We start from the raw sequence: 17,696 nt of genomic DNA, 5'->3' as shown, positions 1-17,696 counted from the left end.
CTATGGGGAATAGATTACAAGGATTCTTTAATGACTTTTTTATAATACTGGACTGATAGGAATCCGAAGACTGAATACAAAACGGTATAAATCGACATGACAATGAGCATTGGTGCCCATAGTTCACCGCCGAATAAAAACCAGCCTGACTGTACGGCAAAGTAGCTGTGCAGCAATCCGATGATGAGCGGAATCCCAAAGTTAAATAGCTGTTTGAGCCGAATGCCTTTTAATAGATCTTTCTCTGTAAAGCCAAGCTTACGTAAGATCGTGTAAGAGCTTTGTTCTTCTTCACTTTCATTCATCTGTTTGAAGTATAAAATACAGCCTGAAGTCACAAGGAAGCTTAAACCTAAAAATCCAACCACAAACATCATCAGTCCCATTGTTTGCTTTTGCTGCTGAGCTGAAGCTAATTGAGACATGCTGTTTTCACTTAGTTTTAAAGATGTAAACACATCATTGGCTTGTTCAAGATTTTTATCATCTTTTAAATTGATTGCGTTATATTGGTTATTCTCAAGCTGCAGTTTAGGATCTTTCTGCTGGTCCAGTTGCTCAAAGACACTTTGACTTACGACGGCAACAGGCCCGCCAAAAGTGAACTTGTAAGAAATGATGTAATCTTTCTTCATATCAATGACTTTTAAATCAAGCGGTTTCTTGATAAGAAGTTTCACATCACCCGAGCTTTGAATCGGCATGAATTTCTTCAATAAATCACTGTAGCCGCTTAAGATGACTTCGTTGTTCTCCACATGAATATGAGGTGCATTTTTCTCACTGATCACAGGCAGTGTCAAGACTCCTGGATCCTTCTTCAAACTTTGTAATTCCGAATCCATGATCTTCTTTGCGTCAAAATCCGCTTGAATGACCTTGAACTGCTTTTTTTCATATGCAATATGTTTGTCAGAAAGTGCACGAGCGAAGGTATTGGCTTCTTTCTCTGAGCCCATGACAAAATGTGATGGAATCTGTTGTTCAGCCGTTTTTTCTGCTGAGTAATAGGAAATGTAGCTTAAAGATAACAACCCGATCGCAAGAGCAGATACGGTTGTAATAATCGTTAAAAGCAGTGCATTTGATTTTAATCGGAACATAATAGATGACAGAGACAGGACTTCATGAATGGCGAGATAGCCATTTTTTCTTTTACGTACGATATTGGCAATGAAAGAAACAGAGCCTTTATAAAAAAGAAAGGTACCGATAATGACAGAGGCTAGAATATAAATCATGGCTAAAAATAACGCAAGCATGGACGAATATGTGCCGCTTAAAAGCTGAGAAGAAATATAATAGCCTGAGCCGATCAAGACAATACCGAAAACCCCAATGATGATTTCAAACACAGAGATCTTTTTCACACGCTGCTCTGTAGAAGACGTGGTTCGAAACAAAGATAAAATGGTCTGTTTACTAATAAACCGTCTATTTCTTAGCATAATTAATCCATAGATGATGAAAAAGACAATGAGTGTTTGCAGAAGCGCCATACCTGAAAAATGCAGATGGGCGATGGCGTTAACACCAGATACTTTAAATAGCACCATCAGCATGAGCTTTGAACCGATGAATCCAGCTATGATGCCAACAGCCATTGAGAACACGTATAGGATGAAATTTTCTGCATTCAGCAGTTTGGCAATTTTTTGTTTCGTCATGCCAATGAGCTGCAAGAGGCCTATTTCTTTCCCTCTGCGTTTAATAAAAATGCTATTCGCATATAACAGGAAGATGCCGACGATGGCAATGAGCAGGACCGAAGCGGCTTTAATCGACGCACCGCCTTTAATGGACCCTTTTACATCATCAAGTGCTGGTGAGTACTGCAAGGTGACAAAAGAAAAATAGAGCGCCACACTAAATACAAGAGCGAACACATATAAGTAGTAATTCTTCAAATTTTTCTTCAGGTTTCGGAAGACGAGCTGATTAATGTTCATGCTTCACACCGCCTAAGACACCTTGCGTTTTCATAATATCCTCGAAAAACATCTTTCTCTCTAAAGCACCTTTATTTAACTGAGTATAGATTTGTCCGTCCTTGATAAAAATGACGCGTCTTGAATAGCTGGCTGCGACAGGATCATGTGTCACCATGACAATGGTCGCTTTTCGTTTGCGATTGAAATCTTGCAGCTTATTGAGTAAATCAGATGCAGATTTGGAATCAAGCGCTCCAGTAGGTTCATCCGCGAAAATCAGACTCGGCTCATGAATGAAGGCACGAACCGCTGATGTCCGCTGCTTTTGTCCACCAGAGAGTTCATTCGGATATTTGTCTCTTAGTTCATAGATGCCCATGTCCTCTGCAAGCTGTTGAAAACGTTCAAAAGCTTCTTTTTTCGGCGTTTTGGAGATGGATAATGGCAAGAGGATGTTCTCTTTGACCGTGAGTGTATCAAGTAAGTTATAATCCTGAAAGACAAAGCCAAGCTGCTTTTTTCTAAATTCTGCGAGCTGCTGATCCTTCATTTGTGTCATCTCAACATCTGCAATACGAATCGATCCGCTGGACACATGATCGATCGAGGACAATACGTTCAGAAGGGTTGTTTTCCCCGAACCTGATGGCCCCATAATGCTGACAAATTCTCCGGCTTCAATGGTCAAATCAATGCCACTCAGCACCTCTTGTTTGTTGAATTTATTTCCGTAGCTTTTATATATTTTGCGAGCTTCTAAAATGTTCATTTGTCGAACTCCTTTATCTATTTAATTGATATCTCTAGTATAAAAAGAAGCCCGCCGGATTTCCTTCGATTTGGCGAACAAAACAGACGAGCATGTGACATTGTTGTCACATGCTCGCAATATGCACAAAATCATTCTTTCTCGGAAAGATGAAGGTGAAGGTTGTGCCTTGATCTATCGTGGAGTTGACCTCGATCTTGATATGAAGAGCGTCTGCTCCTTTTTTCGTTAAATAAAGTCCCATTCCTGTTGAGGCGGTGTCATTGTGATGTCTTGTTGAGGTAAAGCCTTTTTCAAAAATACGAGACAGGTCTCTAGGGTCTATCCCTCTGCCTTGATCTGTGATCGTCAGCATCACTTGGTCATCCATTTGCTTGCTTTCAATGGCAATATCGGACGAATGGCTGTACTTGACTGCATTAGTGAGCACCTGTCTGATCATAAAGGATAACCATTTAGTATCACTTAATACGTGACGTTCTTCAAGCGTGAGTTCAAAGCCGATTCCTTTTTGCATGCACCATGATTGGAGCGCTTTGATTTCCTTCGCTATGATGCTTTGCAAGTCCAGCTGTTCAATAAATAAATCATTTTCGATATGACGTATTCTGCTTTGGTGCAGCTGGGCATCGAGTAATAAATGTATCCTGAGCCATTCGTACGTCATATTCGATTTCAGCGGCTGCTCTGTTAAGCGGTCAATCATTAAGTGCATCGCTGTGAGAGGTGTTTTCACTTCATGTATCCATGAGAGCAATTCATCTTTCTCTTCTTCAAGGGCGATTTGCTGCTCTGCTGCCATTTGCCGGTAGCGGGCAATTTGCTCTGACGTCGCATCATGTACAAGCTGTTCAAATGGGGAAGATGGAGTGAGCCGCAATTGATGATCAATATGATCATCCCATTCTTTCAGCCGCTCATAATACGCCGTTTCTTTACGGTATCGGAAAAAGAGAAAGACGATCATGAAAAACGTAGATAATAACACAATATAAAAAAGAGACGCCAGCGGAATGGTCGTATCTAAATAAGCAACAAACAGAATGAGGAGCTGCAAACTAAGAAAGAACAGGATCCAGCTTCTTCGTTCTTTTAAAAATGCTTGCAGCATCATTGATCATCCTTTTCCTTTGCAAGATAGCCTTGACCCACTTTTGTCTCAATGTAGGTGCCAAGGGAGATCTCATCTAGTTTTTTTCTAAGACGATTGACGTTGACAGTCAGTGTATTATCACTGACAAACCGTTCATCCTCCCACAATGCTTGAATGAGTGATTCCCGGCTGACAATATGATTTTTATGCTGAATCAATTCTTTGAGAATAAATAATTCATTTTTCGTTAATTCCACTTCACCGTGATCATTTGTGACGGTGTTTCTTTCTAGGTCAATCGTAGCGCCGCACCATATCTTTAAGCTTGAAGGTTCTGCATTATAATCATGCACTCTGCGAAGAACAGCACTGACTTTGGCAATGAGCACGTCAAAGTGAAAGGGCTTTTGTACAAAATCATCGGCCCCGAGCTGCATCGACATGACCATATCAGCAGGGTGGTCACGAGAGGAGAGGAAGATGATTGGTACATTTGAATGATGCCGAATCATCCGGCACCAATGAAAGCCATCGTATTTTGGGAGCTGTATATCGATAATGACGAGATCAGGCTGAACAGAAGTGAACTCCTGCATGACCTGTTGAAAATCGTGAATCCCATAGACATCATAGGACCAGTTGACTAGACGTTCTTTGATTTCTTGGAAGAGGGTTGTATCGTCCTCAATGAGTAAAATTTTAAACAAAACCAGCACCACACTTTTTCTATTCGCTTGTATGTCATTGTAGCGGAAAAAAGCTGCTGCCGCTAGAAGCAGACAAGAAAAAAGCAAGGGAAGGGCTCCCTTGCTTCCGTTTATTTACCTAAAAAGTGCTTTTTAAAGAATGATAGTTGATAGTCGAGTGTGAGCGGATCATTAAAATAGAATTCTTCTGCATTTGCCTCATACACACGATGTTTCTTCACAGCTGGGATGGACTTGTAGATTTCACTGTTTTGATAGGAATTGTCCATTTCGCTGTTTTTACTAATGATCATATAGTCTCCAGCAAATTCAGGAATGACCTCTTGTGAAACCGCATAGTAGCCAGCTTTTAATGCTTTTTCTTTTACTTTTTCAGGCATTTTTAGTTTCATTTCCTGGTAGAGGATTTCTGTGCCGCGACCCCATGCATCTCCGAACACGTAAAGATCTTTTGTGCCGCTTTCAAACACAGAAACCGTCGCATCCTCGCCGATTTTTGCTTTGATTTCTTTTCCAGCTTCAGCTGCGCGTTCTTTAAAATCTTTTACCCATGCTTTGGCTTCTTTTTCTTTGTTTAATACTTTTCCAATTTCAATATGCTGCTGAAGGTAATCGACTTTGTTATACGTAAACAAGACGGTTGGTGCGATTTTTTTTAGTTTTTCTACATTTTTTGTATTGCTTAAGCCGATGATGACATCAGGCTTTAGTTTCATGATTTTTTCGACATTGGCATCCGACACTTCTTCCACATCTTTCAATTCTTTTTGGAAGCGAGGGTTCTTTTTTGACCAAGAGTCGACGCCGACTAGGTTCACACCAAGTGACATGACATTACCCGTGTAAGAACCAAGTACAACGACACGTTTTGGATGGGCTGGCAGCTTCACAGGGCCATTTTCAGATTGATATGTAATCTTGTCTGATGATGTTGATTGATTTCCTTTATTTGAGGAAGAGCTGCTGCTATTGCCACATGCGCTCAACGCAAGTACAAAGATGAGCATCAGAGGGAACAATATTTTCTTCATGAATGTAGACTCCTTTGAAATCGGCACATAAGCCGGTATTTGATTGTATGAGTGATAATGATAATTATTATCACTTGGATATCATATCATAGGAGTGCGGTCTGTTGTCAATTACATTTTGATAGTTGGTGATAAAAAATCGAGGGGGGATTTTTGGTAGAAAAAAAGATCAAGGCAGCATGTGTCCTGATCTTTTTTCTTATTTAAACCAGCCTTTTTCTTTTGAGCGTGTAATGGCTTCAATGCGGTTTTTCACTTCTAGCTTATCTAAAATAATGGAAATGTAGTTTCGGACAGTGCCGCTTTTAATACTGAGTTCCTTAGCAATTTCTTTTGTGTTTTTGCCGTCTGCGACGAGTTCAAGGACTGATTTCTCTCGTTCTGTTAAAGGGTTTTCGTCACTATATAAGTCTTCCATTAATTCAGGGGCGTACACCTTTTTCCCTTTCATCACGCTCCGAATGGCACTTGCCAGATCTTCGCTTGGGCTGTCTTTCAGCATATAGCCGCTGACGCCAGCTTTTAGCGCCCTTTGGAAATAACCAGAGCGGGCAAAGGTCGTTAAAATGATGATTTTCACATCTGTCCCTTTGAGCTCTTCTGCTGCATCAAGTCCGGATTTCCCTGGCATTTCAATATCCATTAAGCAAATATCAACAGGGTGTTTTTGGGCAAAATCGATGGCATCCTGGCCATTCGTTCCTTTCCCAACTACCTTCATATCATCTTCTAAATCAAGTAGTGAACCGAGCGCACCAAGCAGCATTTGCTGATCTTCTGCGATAAAGATGTTGATCATTTCATCCCCTCCTTTTCTTTTGCTGCTGAATCATTTGGAATGCTCATGATCAGCTTCGTCCCATCTTTTGTCTCAAGGTGAAGGCGTCCATTTGCAAATTCCAATCGTTCTCTAATCCCTAAAAGGCCATGTCCCTTCGTTTGAGAGGAGGGGTGATCTCCTTTAAATGTCCCATCATCTTCAACCGTGATGACCGCTTCTTTTGACTTTTGATGAATGGTGATTTTACAGATGGTCGCATTACTATGTTTGACGACATTTGTCACTGCCTCTTTGATGCACATGCTCACAATGTTTTCGTTAAGAAGAGAGATGTGTTTTGGCGCTTCCTTTTCATCATAGATCAATTCAATTCCGGCTGCTTCGAGAATTTGCTCTATGTTCGACAGTTCATCTTTGATTCGGATGCCCTTCATGGAGGAAACAATCTTCCGCACTTCATTGAGAGACGTTCTGGCTGTTTGCTGGACGCTTTTCAGTTCGGCACGTGCCTGCTCTGGGTCTTTATAAACCAGTTTTCGGGCAAGATCACTCTTTAAACCGATGAGGGAAAGCTTTTGTCCAAGAGTATCATGCAGATCACGTGCAATGCGCTGCCTTTCTTCAATTTTTACAAGGTCAGCGATACGTTCATTGGCATCTTCTAATTTCTCTTCGAGCCGTTCACGTTCCTTCCTGCTTCGAATGCTAAGGGGGAGGAGAATGGCACTAATGAGTGTAATGAGAACCAAGGGAATTTGCGTGAGAAACCAACCCTTTTTTAAGATCAGACTGAAATTTACCGCAATGGCGGCGCTCCCGACATGAATATAGTATAAGATATAGAAAGGTACTTTTCTTTTAATATGCCCATTGAAATAGGCGATGCAAAAAGCGAAATAAATGTAGCTGTAGAGCATGACATAGCCAGTAGAAATCGCAATCAAGAGAAGGCCTAATACATATAAAGACCAGCCTTTTGCGATAAAGGCAAAACGATAGACAGCGAAAAAGACAACGTTCAAAATAATGCCGATCACAATACCTAAAGTCGAAGGAGCCTTAATGATAAAATAAAAGGGAAGGATGAAAAAAATGGCCCATATATACGGGGATATCCCATGCAATTTTTGAATTTTAAGTTGTTTTTTCATCCGTGAATCACCTTTTCCATTTTTTCATTCTTTTTCACTACTTTATCAAATTGAACACGTTATCGCATCCTGCAAATACCAACAAGCTCCTTCTATTGTAAGAAAGAGCTTGCGTCGTTTACGCATTCTTCTTGAGAATGTCTCCTTTGATGACAGGTGTGCTTCTAGTCTGACGTGCTTCTTTAAAGGTTACAAATGCTTTCGTTTCTTCATCCCAAAGTCTAAATTTCATTGACTCGATGCTTGTTTTTAAAGTGATGGTTGGAACATTTTGAAGCGGCTCACTATGCTCATGAGCATGCTCCAAATGATAATTCGGTACCCTTGGGCTTAAATGATGAACATGATGGTAACCGATATTGCCTGTTAACCATTGAAGGAGCTTTGGCAATTTGTAAAAAGAACTGCCTTCTACAGCTGCCTGCACATAATTCCAATGTTCATCTGCTTCAAAGTAAGAATCCTCAAACGTATGCTGCACATAAAACAGCCATACACCGATTGATCCAGAAATCAGAAAGATTGGACCTTGGACAAGTAACAAACCTTGCCAGCCAAAAAGGAGATAGGTCGCTCCTGCCAATAAAACAATCGATATGTTTGTGAAATAGGTATTCCAGCGTTCTTTTTTACGAGCGTTTTTGACGTTGAAACGGTTTTGAAACAGGAAAACAAAGATCGGTCCTAAAATAAACATTACAAAAGGATTGCGATAAAATCTGTAGCGAAATTTCGTCCATACAGATGCTTCTTGATATTCTTTGACTGTCAGGAGCCAAATGTCACCAGTACCTCGTTTGTCTAAATTACTGCTTGTGGCATGGTGAATCGAATGATCTCTTTGCCATTGAAGATAAGGGAAAAGGGTGAGTACACCCGTTATGAAACCAAACAGGTGATTCAGCGGCTTCTGTTTAAAAAAGGATTGGTGGCAGCAGTCGTGAAAAATAATAAAGACACGTACTAAAAAACCAGCTGCAATGACCGCAAAGAAGAGGGTTAAAAGGTAGGAGATGTTCAGGCTATAATAGGCAAGAAACCAAAGCCCCAAAAATGGAATAAATGTATTAAAGAGCTGTATGATACTTTTTTTTGAATCAGCACCAGAAAATTGGCCTACCTGTTTTCTTAAAGTGGCTTGCTGCTTTGTGTTTGTTGAAGTTGTCATGAAAGTTCAAGTCCTTTCCGTTTCTTTCTACTTCAAAGTATAGAAGGAAAGGTGTCATGCTCATAGTAGCACCCATCATGTATTCGATATGACATTTGTCATATTGGACGCCGGAAAGGCTGACGGTATCAGGGTTTGTCAGTTCATTCATCTTAAATAAAAAAGTAAAGGCACTTGGCCTTCACTTTTTATGAACGTGCTTCATGAACTTTTAACTGCTTGCCTTTAATGGTTGTGTGGCGCATGGCATTTAGCACAAGAGGGCCTTTGCCGTTTAAAATATCGACATATGTTTTCGTGTCTTGAATGGTAATAATCCCAATGTCATCGAAGTCAACGCCGTCTATTTTGGCAATGGTCCCAACAAAATCAACGGCCCGCAGTTTCTTTTTCTTCCCGCCGTTAAAATAAAGCTTCATTATATCTTTCTCTACGCCGGCTTGCTTATTTTCTTTTTGAATAGGTGTTTCAATTTTTTCTTCGAAGCTCGCTACATGCTGCTCCGCTTCTTCCTTCGTCGGATACGGCTGAGTCTGAAAAACAATGCCAGCATCCTGCTTTAATTCATCAATCAGGGGCTTTGCATTTTTGGTCATAAACGCAATGGTTTTCCCGCTTTTTCCCGCTCTGCCTGTTCTTCCTGTTCGGTGAATATAGCGCTCTTTTTCATAGGGCAGATCGTAATGAATCACATGTGTCATATCACTGACATCAATGCCCCGGGCTGCTATATCGGTTGCGATCAAATAACGGAACTCACCGTTTTTGAATTCATCCATGACAGCGAAGCGGTCTTCCTGTCTCATGCCTCCATGAATTTTGTCACAAGGCACATCCCATTCGTCCAGCTTCATTGTGAGTTCATTCACTCGGTCCTGTGTATTACAGAAAATTATGCAGCTATCTGGATTTTCTATGACGATCGTACGCTGAAGAAGGGAGAATTTCGCTTCTTCTTCCGTTTCAATCACGGTGTGGGTGATTTGTTGTACAGACGTTTCCGCGCGTGCGATTTCAATCACTTTTGGTGATTGTAAAAACTGTTCACTCAATTTCTTCATCTCATCAGACATAGTCGCTGAAAACAGCATCGACATTCGCTTTGGCGGCAGATACTGAATAATAGAAGAGACTTGATCAATAAATCCCATATTCAGCATTTCATCCGCTTCATCTAACACGAAAAATTTGAGGTTTTCTAACGAAAGAGTACCTTTCTCAAGGTGATCCAAGACACGTCCTGGTGTTCCGCACACAATGTGGTTTTTTTGTGCAAGCTCTACTTTTTGGGCTTGAAAAGGGGCTTTTCCATAAATGGCTGCGGCTTTGATTCGTTTCAATCGTCCGAGACTTGTGAGATCCTGTTTGACCTGCATGGCGAGTTCTCGTGTTGGAACGAGGATGAGGGCTTGAGGTTTATTTTCAGCCCAATCGACCATTTCACAAATCGGCAAACCATAGGCTGCCGTCTTGCCGCTGCCAGTCTGAGATTTGACGATCAGATCCTGCTTTGAAAAAGCAACGGATAACGTCTCGTGCTGAACAGGTGTAGGTGTATGGAAGTGAAGTGCTTCTAGCGCTTGTTTTAATTCATTGCTTAATGGATATTGATCAAAATGTTGTATATTCATCGTGTTCTCCTTTTCGTACATTCACTTGTGACATCATACCATAATCATGACCTTGAATGAAAAGACATGAAAAAAAGCCCCGTAAAGGAGCTTTCAGCGTGTAGACAAACCCTCGCATTCGGTGTCAGATCTGCACTTTGGTACTCACGAATGTCAAATTCGCTCCGTTCCGGTGCCCTCTTCCTAGACTTCAAAGGTTTTCTATCACGCTGAAAAGAAAACAAAAGCTCCATAAAGGAGCATTTTGATTAAAGGAATCTGCGTTTTACTTTTTCCCAGTAGGAGTTGTCTTTTAATTTCACTGTTTTAATGACTTTTCCTGAAAGGCCGATGTCAATTTGTTTGACGTGTTTCGTGCCAAGCGCTTCGTTATCAAGCCCGATAATTGGATGATCGTTTCCGTCCTGCACAACCTTCAGCGTTAGCTTGCGGTCACTGCTTAAGATGAAAGGAGCACCCAGTGTACGGTACGAGTTGTTGTTTAGCGATGCAAGCTCTGTGACTTGCATACAAGGGAGCATTGGATCAACCACGGCACCGTTTACCGATTTATTGTAGGCTGTTGAGCCAGTCGGAGTAGAAATAATCATTCCGTCTCCTCTAAATGTTTCAAAGTGGAAATCATCTATATACACATCAATCACAAATGTTTTAATAATGCTTGAGCGGATCGACAGTTCATTTAAGCAATGGAACTGGTTGGTACTGTCAACGCTTACATCGATGATTGGATATTTTCTCACTTCAATCTGTTCAGTGTTCATGGCATCAATCATTTTATCAAAATGTTCTAATGAAAAATCGCAGTATAGATGCGAATTCTCTGTTTTTGATACCCCTACATACAAGCAGTCATCCCGGAAATTCGTTTTGCGGACTGCTTGAAGAAATGTGCCATCCCCGCCAATTGAAGCAATAATATGGGCATCCTCTGCGCGCTTGACGACTTGAAAGCCTTGATCGGTAGCGAGCTTCTCCAGAGAAGAAATGTGTCCATCCAATTCATGATCTTTTTTGTAAAAGAAAAATACATTGCGACGATTGTCTGTCATTGACGTTCTCCCCTTTGTTGTCAAAAATAGTTTTCCAATAATAAAGGGCTTACATATGAACCCTTGCTCACATTTTACACTTTTTTCATATGAAAGTAAAAACATTAGAAAAACTTGCATGATGATAGCATTCGTTTTTAGAAATGAGTCAATGTAAGGGATTCGAAAAGGGCAGGATTTGAGCATAATTGAATAGCTGCTTTCTCATGAAAGAGTGCTTTAGGTGTTTCGATGTGGTGAAGAAATAGCCTATTAGGTGCAGATAGAGGATAAAAAAGCCAATTTTTCGTCACGCGTATCTCTTGGCAGACGATGTAAAGTTGATCGTGAATGAAGAGAGGTGCTATCATATGATGAAATGAAATGTAAAAAAACCACAATTCCTGTGAAACATTTCATGTGAATATTCGTATCAATGAAGAGAGACAAAAAGGAGGAGAAAAAGATGAATGCGAAAAGATGGGTAGCGTTAATCATTGCACTGGGTGTTTTCGGATTTTCAATTGTGATTAGTGTCACGATGGCCTTGTTCGAAAACTTCAACGACAATAAAATGAGCTATCAATTTGGGGATGAAATAGAAGAGAAGGTACTAGAGGATGGCAGTGGTACTGGAAAAATTGCTGTTCTTGAGATTAATGGAACCATTCAAGATAATGGCGGCGCTTCAAGTCTGTTAGGCGGAGAGGGTTATGATCATCGTGCATTTCTCAAGGAACTAGAAAAAGCGAAAGATGATGCTTCAGTAAAAGGTGTACTGCTGCGCGTGAACTCTCCTGGCGGCGGTGTCTATGAAAGTGCTGAAATACATAAAAAATTAGAAGAAGTGAAAAAAGCGAAGAAGCCAGTTTACGTCTCCATGGGCTCAATGGCAGCTTCTGGCGGCTACTACGTATCAACTCCAGCCAAGAAAATATTTGCTTCACCTGAAACATTAACAGGATCGTTAGGTGTGATCATGCAAAGCTTGAACTATTCAAAGCTGGCGGATAATTTAGGTATTAAATACGAAACAATTAAGAGCGGGAAATTCAAAGACATCATGTCACCAAATCGTGACATGACAAAAGATGAGCGCGATATCATGCAAAGCATGGTCGATAACTCGTATGAGGGATTTGTCAAAGTCATCTCTGAAGGACGCGGCATGTCAAAACAGGACGTCAAGAAAATTGCTGACGGCCGGGTCTATGACGGAACACAGGCGAAATCGAACGGATTAGTCGATGAGCTAGGATATTATGAAGATGCAATCAAAGCTATGAAGAAAAATGAAAAAGGGTTAAAAGGAGCGACAGTGATCAGCTATTCTCAAAGCTTTGGCTGGAACTCTCTCTTCAATATGAGTGCAAGCAAACTCTTTAAAAGCGAAATTGACTTTCTCAATCTAAAAGAAACACTGGCTGGCTCAAACGGGTCTAAACCGATGTATCTCTATTCAAAATAAAGGAGGGATCATAGATGGATTCTACATTCGATGAAGTAACCGAAAGTCGCAGCCAAGAAGAATCGAATCCGGCTCTTACGAAACGTGCAGTTATTGAAGCACAGGCGTTTGCAGGCTTTTGGATTAGGTTTTGGGCGTTTATTCTTGATTGGCTCGTCGTCTGGGGTGTCAACCATTTGACGGTTTCTCCAATCTTTAGCCTGTTCGGCTGGTCCAAAGGAGGAGGATGGTTTTCTCCATTCTCCGTCACAACGACGATTGTATTCCTGCTTTATTTCGCCATCATGACGAAAATCTTTCAACAAACACTCGGAAAGATGGTGTTTGGGATCAAAGTGGTCTCGCTTCAGCCTGAGAAGAAGCTGGCATGGGATGTCATTTTCTTTAGAGAGATTGTGGGACGCTATATTAATACGCTTTTTGTTCTCTATGCTGTTGTTGGGTTCTCACCGAAAAAGCAAGGGGTTCATGATTACTTTGCCGATACGGTGGTCGTCCATGAACATTTATATGAAAAAACAGAAGCAAACGTATAATCAGAGGAGTTTGGCCGGGTACCGGTCAAACTCTTTTTTCATGATTGGGTATAAAATCCAGAATGAGAGCCATAATCGTAGAGGAAGCATCATTTGTTATGGAGGAAGTGAGCACAGTGCTTTACGTTTGGATCGCAGTTTTTTTGTTCCTTGGGATCTTATTGATCTTCATGAAAGTGACCATTTCACTGGATTATTCACATGCAAATGACAATGACCACCTTGCACTGAAGATCATCACCTTATATGGAATCATCAGACTCAAAAAAGACATTCCGATGGTGAGGGTCAATCCGGAAGATCAAACGATTGATATACGTGAAAAGAAAATGGCGAGCGCCAAAACGCCTAGTCACGAAAAAGAATCCATACATAAAAAAATGGGAAAACGTGATATGAAGCAAATCCTTCATCAAATGGAGCGCATCACAAAAGAGATCGTCGATTTAAACCGGATCATGCGTAAATTCTTCATTCACATCAGAATTGTATCGTTTCACTGGTCAACATGGATCGGCTTTCATGACGCCGCTTTAACAGGTGTAGCAGCCGGCGGTGTGTGGTCAGTCAAAGGAGCATTGCTTGCCTTTATGCAGGAGCATCTCACCTTTAAGCATAAACCGGTATATGAGGTGATTCCGGCCTTTCAGCATAATGTGTCACAGACCCAATTTACATGTATAGCTTATTTTCGTATTGGACATGCTATGCTTGCAGCCAGTCGTTTACTTGTCCATTGGTTAAAAGGAAGAAAGGCGAGAAAAAGTGCCTCTCTTCAAGCAACGAAGAATGAATCATCTGTTTAAGGAGGAACCCGAAAATGGCAGATCATCCAATCCAAGGTCTTATGAAGACAGCGATGGAAAACTTAAAAGAAATGATAGATGTGAATACGATCATCGGCGATCCAGTCGAAACCCCTGACGGCAGTGTCATCCTCACTGTGTCAAAGGTTGGTTTTGGATTTGCAGCCGGCGGCAGTGAATTTAACGGGAACCAAAAGAAAGAAAAACGTTCTGATGAACAAGAACGAAAAGAACCGAGACTCCCATTTGGCGGCGGAAGCGGCGGCGGGGTGTCTATTACACCAATCGCCTTCTTAATTGTCGGAACAAACGGCGTTCGAATGCTTCATTTGGATGAACATACACATCTGCTTGATAAAATATTGGATTCTGCTCCTCAAGCAATTGAACGTCTTCAGCACATGTTTAAGAAGGATGAACGAGAGAACCGTCATAAAGAACGAAAACTAGATGACATAGACCTTTAAAAAGTTAGCTGCGCTGCAGTTAACTTTTTTTTCAAAAGGGACGATTAGGCTTTGCAGTTTTTTGCTTTCTCTACTATGATAGAACCATACATTTGATAAGGGAGGAATTGTTTTGGCATCGATCACATTTAAAGGGAGTTCTGTCACGCTTGTAGGAAATGAAGTGAAAGTAGGCGAGCAGGCTCCAGATTTCACGGTATTAACGAACTCACTAGGGGAAGTTTCACTTTCAGATTTAACAGGAAAAGTGACGATCATCTCAGTGATTCCTTCTATTGATACAGGTGTGTGTGACGCACAAACAAGACGTTTCAATGAAGAGGCAGCCGGTTTAGGTCCGGTCAATATCTATACAATTAGTGCAGACCTTCCATTTGCACAAGCACGCTGGTGCGGAGCAAACGGAATTGAAAATGTCGAAACACTATCTGATCACAGAGATATGTCATTTGGTGAAGCATTCGGTGTATATATGAAAGAATTGCGTTTATTGGCGCGTGCAGTCTTCGTATTAGACCCGAGCGGAAAAGTGGTTTACACTGAATACGTAAGCGAAGCAACGAATCACCCAAATTATGAAAAAGCCATTGAAGCTGCAAAATCACTGTTATAAAAGCAGCATCGACAAGAGCTCCGGCTTCATACTGGGGCTCTTTTCAATGAGAACATATAGCTTTTAACAAAGCGAGGAGAGAAAAGCATTGCAGAAAGATCAAGTAAGTACGATTTTTGAGCTGCTCGATACAGCTTCTATTCGGTTAAAAAAGGACCAAAGCATTTCCTATATTGAAGCATTGGCTGAAGCAGGAGAAGCCTTTTTCCAAGCAAATGATCGAGCCGGTTTACTAAAGGATTTAATAGAGAAAGCAGATTTTGCCTCTTATGATCATGAGCAGATTCGTAAAGCGTTTCAGCTCGCCGTATTGAAAGGACAAAAGGATATTTCCCATCCAAATCGTCAGATGACCCCAGATACGATCGGGCTGTTTGTCAGCTATTTGGTGAATAAATTTTTAGAAGGACAAAAAGAGCTTGTGGTCTTTGATCCAGCAGCAGGAACAGGGAACTTACTGCTTGCTGTCTTAAACAATCTCACTGCAGAAACAAAGCGCGGCTTTGCGTCTGAAATTGATGATGTACTCATTAAAATTGCATGGGCACAGGCGAACTTAGAAGAGAAGGAAGTCGAGCTTTTCCAGCAAGACAGCCTTGAGCCACTTTTGATCTCACCAGTAGATGTCACTGTATGCAGTCTGCCAGTAGGTTATTACCCAAATGATGAGCGTGCAGCAGACTATGAATTGAAGGCAAAAGAAGGACATGCCTTTGCTCATTATTTATTTATAGAACAAAGCCTTCGTTATACAAAAGAAGGCGGCTTCTTATTCTTCATCATTCCAAACGATTTGTTTGAAGGAAAAGAAAGCGTGCAATTAAAGGATTTTATCAAAGATCAGGCATATATGAATGCGTTAATTCAGCTGCCGGTCTCCATGTTTAAGGACAAAAAGCACGCCAAAAGCTTGTTTGTGATGCAAAAGAAAAAGGAAGGCTTGGAAGCACCAAAACGGATGCTGTTTGCCAATCTGCCGTCTTTCTCACAGAAGGAAGCCATGGTGGGTGTGATGAGAAAATTAGACCAGTGGTTTATAGAAGAAAAAGAAACGAAAGAATAGCCAGAGTGATTTCTGGCTATTTTACTATTCAGAAAATAACGACTTATCGATGTAAGCGATAACAGTTCGAAGGTGCACTTGAAATGCAAAGTTTTCAATGTTTAAATGAAAAAGTCAGATATTTTTCGGACTTATCGTTAAACTATAAAAGACCCGTCAAACAGGTTGAATATAGCACCGGAAAAAACGTGAAACCTTATATAACAACTGAGTAAAAGGAGCGACAAGAATGTCCAAAATTATTGCAATCAACGCAGGAAGCTCATCTCTTAAATTCCAATTGTTCGACATGCCAGAAGAAACCGTTTTAACAAAAGGTCTTGTTGAAAGAATCGGAATGGACAACAGTATCTTCACGATTTCTGTAGATGGAGAAAAGAAAACAGAAATCACAGATATTCCAGATCATGCAGTAGCGGTTAAAATGCTGCTTGAAAAACTAATTGAATTTAACATCATCAAAGACTTTAATGAAATTGATGGCGTAGGACACCGCGTCGTTCACGGCGGAGAGAAATTCAGCGACTCTGTTCTTTTAACTGATGAAGTCATCAATGACATTGATCAGCTTTCAGAACTAGCACCACTGCACAACCCTGCAAACGTTGTAGGAATTAAAGCATTCAAACAAATTCTGCCTGACGTACCAGCGATTGCTGTGTTCGATACAGCCTTCCACCAAACAATGCCAGAGCAGTCTTACCTATACAGCCTTCCGTACGACTACTACAAAAACTTTGGTATTCGTAAATACGGATTCCACGGGACAAGCCATAAGTTCGTAACAGAGCGTGCAGCAGAGCTATTAGGCCGTCCTCTTGAAGAGCTTCGTTTGATCTCTTGTCACCTTGGAAATGGTGCAAGTATCGCAGCAGTTGAAGGCGGAAAATCAATCGATACTTCAATGGGCTTCACACCGCTTGCGGGTGTTGCAATGGGTACACGTTCAGGTAACATTGACCCTGCCCTTATTCCATTTATTATGGAAAAAACAGGACATACAGCTGAAGAAGTACTTTCTACTTTGAATAAGAAGAGTGGTCTTTTAGGTGTGTCTGGTCTATCAAGTGACCTTCGTGATATCGAAGAAGCAACAGAAGAAGGAAACGACCGTGCAGAAGTAGCTCTTGATATTTTTGCAAGCCGTATTCATAAATATATCGGTTCTTATGCAGCGAGAATGAATGGCGTAGATGCGATCATCTTCACAGCTGGAATCGGTGAAAACAGTTCAGAAGTAAGAGCACGTGTACTTCGTGGTCTAGAATTCATGGGCGTTTACTGGGATCCTTCTCTTAACAACATGAGAGGCGAAGAAGCATTCATCAGCTACCCGCACTCTCCTGTGAAAGTGATCGTCATTCCAACGAACGAAGAAGTAATGATTGCAAGAGACGTTATGCGCTTAGCGTAATACATTTTGTGCAGCTCTTTTCCTAATGGGAAAGAG

General features: G+C 41.1%; 17 protein-coding genes. 7 read left to right on the top strand and 10 right to left on the bottom strand.

The features are described 5' to 3' along the window. Window positions 1–14 precede the first annotated feature (14 nt). The 10 genes from C6W21_RS09160 to C6W21_RS09115 all read right to left on the bottom strand — a co-directional run bounded on the left by C6W21_RS09160 (window position 15) and on the right by C6W21_RS09115 (window position 11,314). Window positions 15–1,949, bottom strand: coding sequence for an ABC transporter permease (locus tag C6W21_RS09160; RefSeq protein ID WP_106056135.1), 1,935 nt, complete (start codon window positions 1,947–1,949; stop codon window positions 15–17). After that, window positions 1,939–2,700: an ABC transporter ATP-binding protein gene (locus C6W21_RS09155; RefSeq protein WP_003216695.1), complete on the bottom strand. Its 762-nt coding sequence runs from the start codon at window positions 2,698–2,700 to the stop codon at window positions 1,939–1,941. The genes C6W21_RS09160 and C6W21_RS09155 overlap by 11 nt, the downstream gene beginning before the upstream one ends. Window positions 2,701–2,806: 106 nt before the next feature. After that, window positions 2,807–3,811 (bottom strand): sensor histidine kinase, encoded by a 1,005-nt coding sequence (locus C6W21_RS09150; RefSeq protein ID WP_189318159.1) that lies wholly within the window; start codon window positions 3,809–3,811, stop codon window positions 2,807–2,809. Beyond that, window positions 3,811–4,500, bottom strand: coding sequence for a response regulator transcription factor (locus C6W21_RS09145; RefSeq protein WP_148666206.1), 690 nt, complete (start codon window positions 4,498–4,500; stop codon window positions 3,811–3,813). Before C6W21_RS09145 ends, C6W21_RS09150 begins: the two co-directional genes overlap by 1 nt. Before the next feature lie 110 nt (window positions 4,501–4,610). After that, window positions 4,611–5,531, bottom strand: a complete 921-nt coding sequence (locus tag C6W21_RS09140) for an iron-hydroxamate ABC transporter substrate-binding protein (RefSeq protein ID WP_034661895.1) — start codon at window positions 5,529–5,531, stop codon at window positions 4,611–4,613. Between the two features lie 199 nt (window positions 5,532–5,730). Continuing rightward, a complete protein-coding gene (locus C6W21_RS09135; protein WP_034661892.1) occupies window positions 5,731–6,330 on the bottom strand; it encodes a response regulator transcription factor in 600 nt (199 codons plus the stop codon). Then, window positions 6,327–7,463 (bottom strand): sensor histidine kinase, encoded by a 1,137-nt coding sequence (locus C6W21_RS09130; protein WP_106050068.1) that lies wholly within the window; start codon window positions 7,461–7,463, stop codon window positions 6,327–6,329. The genes C6W21_RS09135 and C6W21_RS09130 overlap by 4 nt, the downstream gene beginning before the upstream one ends. 118 nt (window positions 7,464–7,581) lie before the next feature. Next, window positions 7,582–8,631: a Delta(5) desaturase DesA gene (gene desA / locus C6W21_RS09125; RefSeq protein WP_106050067.1), complete on the bottom strand. Its 1,050-nt coding sequence runs from the start codon at window positions 8,629–8,631 to the stop codon at window positions 7,582–7,584. A 188-nt stretch (window positions 8,632–8,819) separates the two neighbouring features. Then, window positions 8,820–10,262 carry a DEAD/DEAH box helicase gene (locus C6W21_RS09120; protein WP_106056131.1) on the bottom strand — a complete coding sequence of 481 codons (1,443 nt, stop codon included), beginning with the start codon at window positions 10,260–10,262 and terminating at the stop codon, window positions 8,820–8,822. 248 nt (window positions 10,263–10,510) lie between these two features. Then, complete coding sequence (locus tag C6W21_RS09115) at window positions 10,511–11,314, bottom strand: NAD kinase (protein ID WP_003216672.1); 804 nt, start codon at window positions 11,312–11,314, stop codon at window positions 10,511–10,513. Window positions 11,315–11,759: 445 nt separating this feature from the next. On the opposite strand from C6W21_RS09115, the gene sppA reads away from it, so the two are divergent. From sppA to C6W21_RS09080, 7 genes are all read left to right on the top strand, one after another. Further along, the gene (sppA, locus tag C6W21_RS09110) at window positions 11,760–12,761 is read left to right on the top strand and encodes a signal peptide peptidase SppA (protein WP_106050065.1); all 1,002 of its coding nucleotides are present in this window, start codon (window positions 11,760–11,762) and stop codon (window positions 12,759–12,761) included. Between the two features lie 14 nt (window positions 12,762–12,775). Further along, complete coding sequence (locus tag C6W21_RS09105) at window positions 12,776–13,297, top strand: RDD family protein (protein ID WP_106050064.1); 522 nt, start codon at window positions 12,776–12,778, stop codon at window positions 13,295–13,297. A 98-nt stretch (window positions 13,298–13,395) separates the two neighbouring features. Continuing rightward, entirely contained in the window at window positions 13,396–14,103 is a 708-nt protein-coding gene (locus tag C6W21_RS09100) for a DUF2953 domain-containing protein (RefSeq protein WP_106056128.1), read from the top strand. Window positions 14,104–14,117: 14 nt separating this feature from the next. Beyond that, a complete protein-coding gene (gene ytfJ / locus C6W21_RS09095) occupies window positions 14,118–14,570 on the top strand; it encodes a GerW family sporulation protein (protein ID WP_106050062.1) in 453 nt (150 codons plus the stop codon). A 112-nt stretch (window positions 14,571–14,682) separates the two neighbouring features. Then, window positions 14,683–15,183, top strand: coding sequence for a thiol peroxidase (tpx, locus tag C6W21_RS09090; protein ID WP_034321005.1), 501 nt, complete (start codon window positions 14,683–14,685; stop codon window positions 15,181–15,183). Window positions 15,184–15,271: 88 nt separating this feature from the next. Continuing rightward, entirely contained in the window at window positions 15,272–16,246 is a 975-nt protein-coding gene (locus C6W21_RS09085) for a class I SAM-dependent methyltransferase (protein ID WP_106050061.1), read from the top strand. Window positions 16,247–16,475: 229 nt separating this feature from the next. Next, window positions 16,476–17,660, top strand: coding sequence for an acetate kinase (locus tag C6W21_RS09080; RefSeq protein ID WP_034661872.1), 1,185 nt, complete (start codon window positions 16,476–16,478; stop codon window positions 17,658–17,660). Window positions 17,661–17,696: the final 36 nt, after the last annotated feature.

The organism is Bacillus sp. NMCN1, assembly GCF_002998085.1.
Lineage (GTDB): Bacteria > Bacillota > Bacilli > Bacillales > Bacillaceae > Bacillus.
This window is presented reverse-complemented; position numbering and strand designations above follow the sequence as displayed.

Coding starts and splice junctions, on each gene's coding strand:
- C6W21_RS09140 (WP_034661895.1), bottom strand. CDS start 5,531: ATGAAGAAAATATTGTTCCCTCTGATGCTCATCTTTGTACTTGCGTTG.
- C6W21_RS09160 (WP_106056135.1), bottom strand. CDS start 1,949: ATGAACATTAATCAGCTCGTCTTCCGAAACCTGAAGAAAAATTTGAAG.
- C6W21_RS09080 (WP_034661872.1), top strand. CDS start 16,476: ATGTCCAAAATTATTGCAATCAACGCAGGAAGCTCATCTCTTAAATTC.
- C6W21_RS09135 (WP_034661892.1), bottom strand. CDS start 6,330: ATGATCAACATCTTTATCGCAGAAGATCAGCAAATGCTGCTTGGTGCG.
- desA (WP_106050067.1), bottom strand. CDS start 8,631: ATGACAACTTCAACAAACACAAAGCAGCAAGCCACTTTAAGAAAACAG.
- C6W21_RS09120 (WP_106056131.1), bottom strand. CDS start 10,262: ATGAATATACAACATTTTGATCAATATCCATTAAGCAATGAATTAAAA.
- C6W21_RS09100 (WP_106056128.1), top strand. CDS start 13,396: ATGGAGGAAGTGAGCACAGTGCTTTACGTTTGGATCGCAGTTTTTTTG.
- C6W21_RS09150 (WP_189318159.1), bottom strand. CDS start 3,811: ATGCTGCAAGCATTTTTAAAAGAACGAAGAAGCTGGATCCTGTTCTTT.
- C6W21_RS09155 (WP_003216695.1), bottom strand. CDS start 2,700: ATGAACATTTTAGAAGCTCGCAAAATATATAAAAGCTACGGAAATAAA.
- C6W21_RS09105 (WP_106050064.1), top strand. CDS start 12,776: ATGGATTCTACATTCGATGAAGTAACCGAAAGTCGCAGCCAAGAAGAA.
- C6W21_RS09130 (WP_106050068.1), bottom strand. CDS start 7,463: ATGAAAAAACAACTTAAAATTCAAAAATTGCATGGGATATCCCCGTAT.
- sppA (WP_106050065.1), top strand. CDS start 11,760: ATGAATGCGAAAAGATGGGTAGCGTTAATCATTGCACTGGGTGTTTTC.
- ytfJ (WP_106050062.1), top strand. CDS start 14,118: ATGGCAGATCATCCAATCCAAGGTCTTATGAAGACAGCGATGGAAAAC.
- C6W21_RS09115 (WP_003216672.1), bottom strand. CDS start 11,314: ATGACAGACAATCGTCGCAATGTATTTTTCTTTTACAAAAAAGATCAT.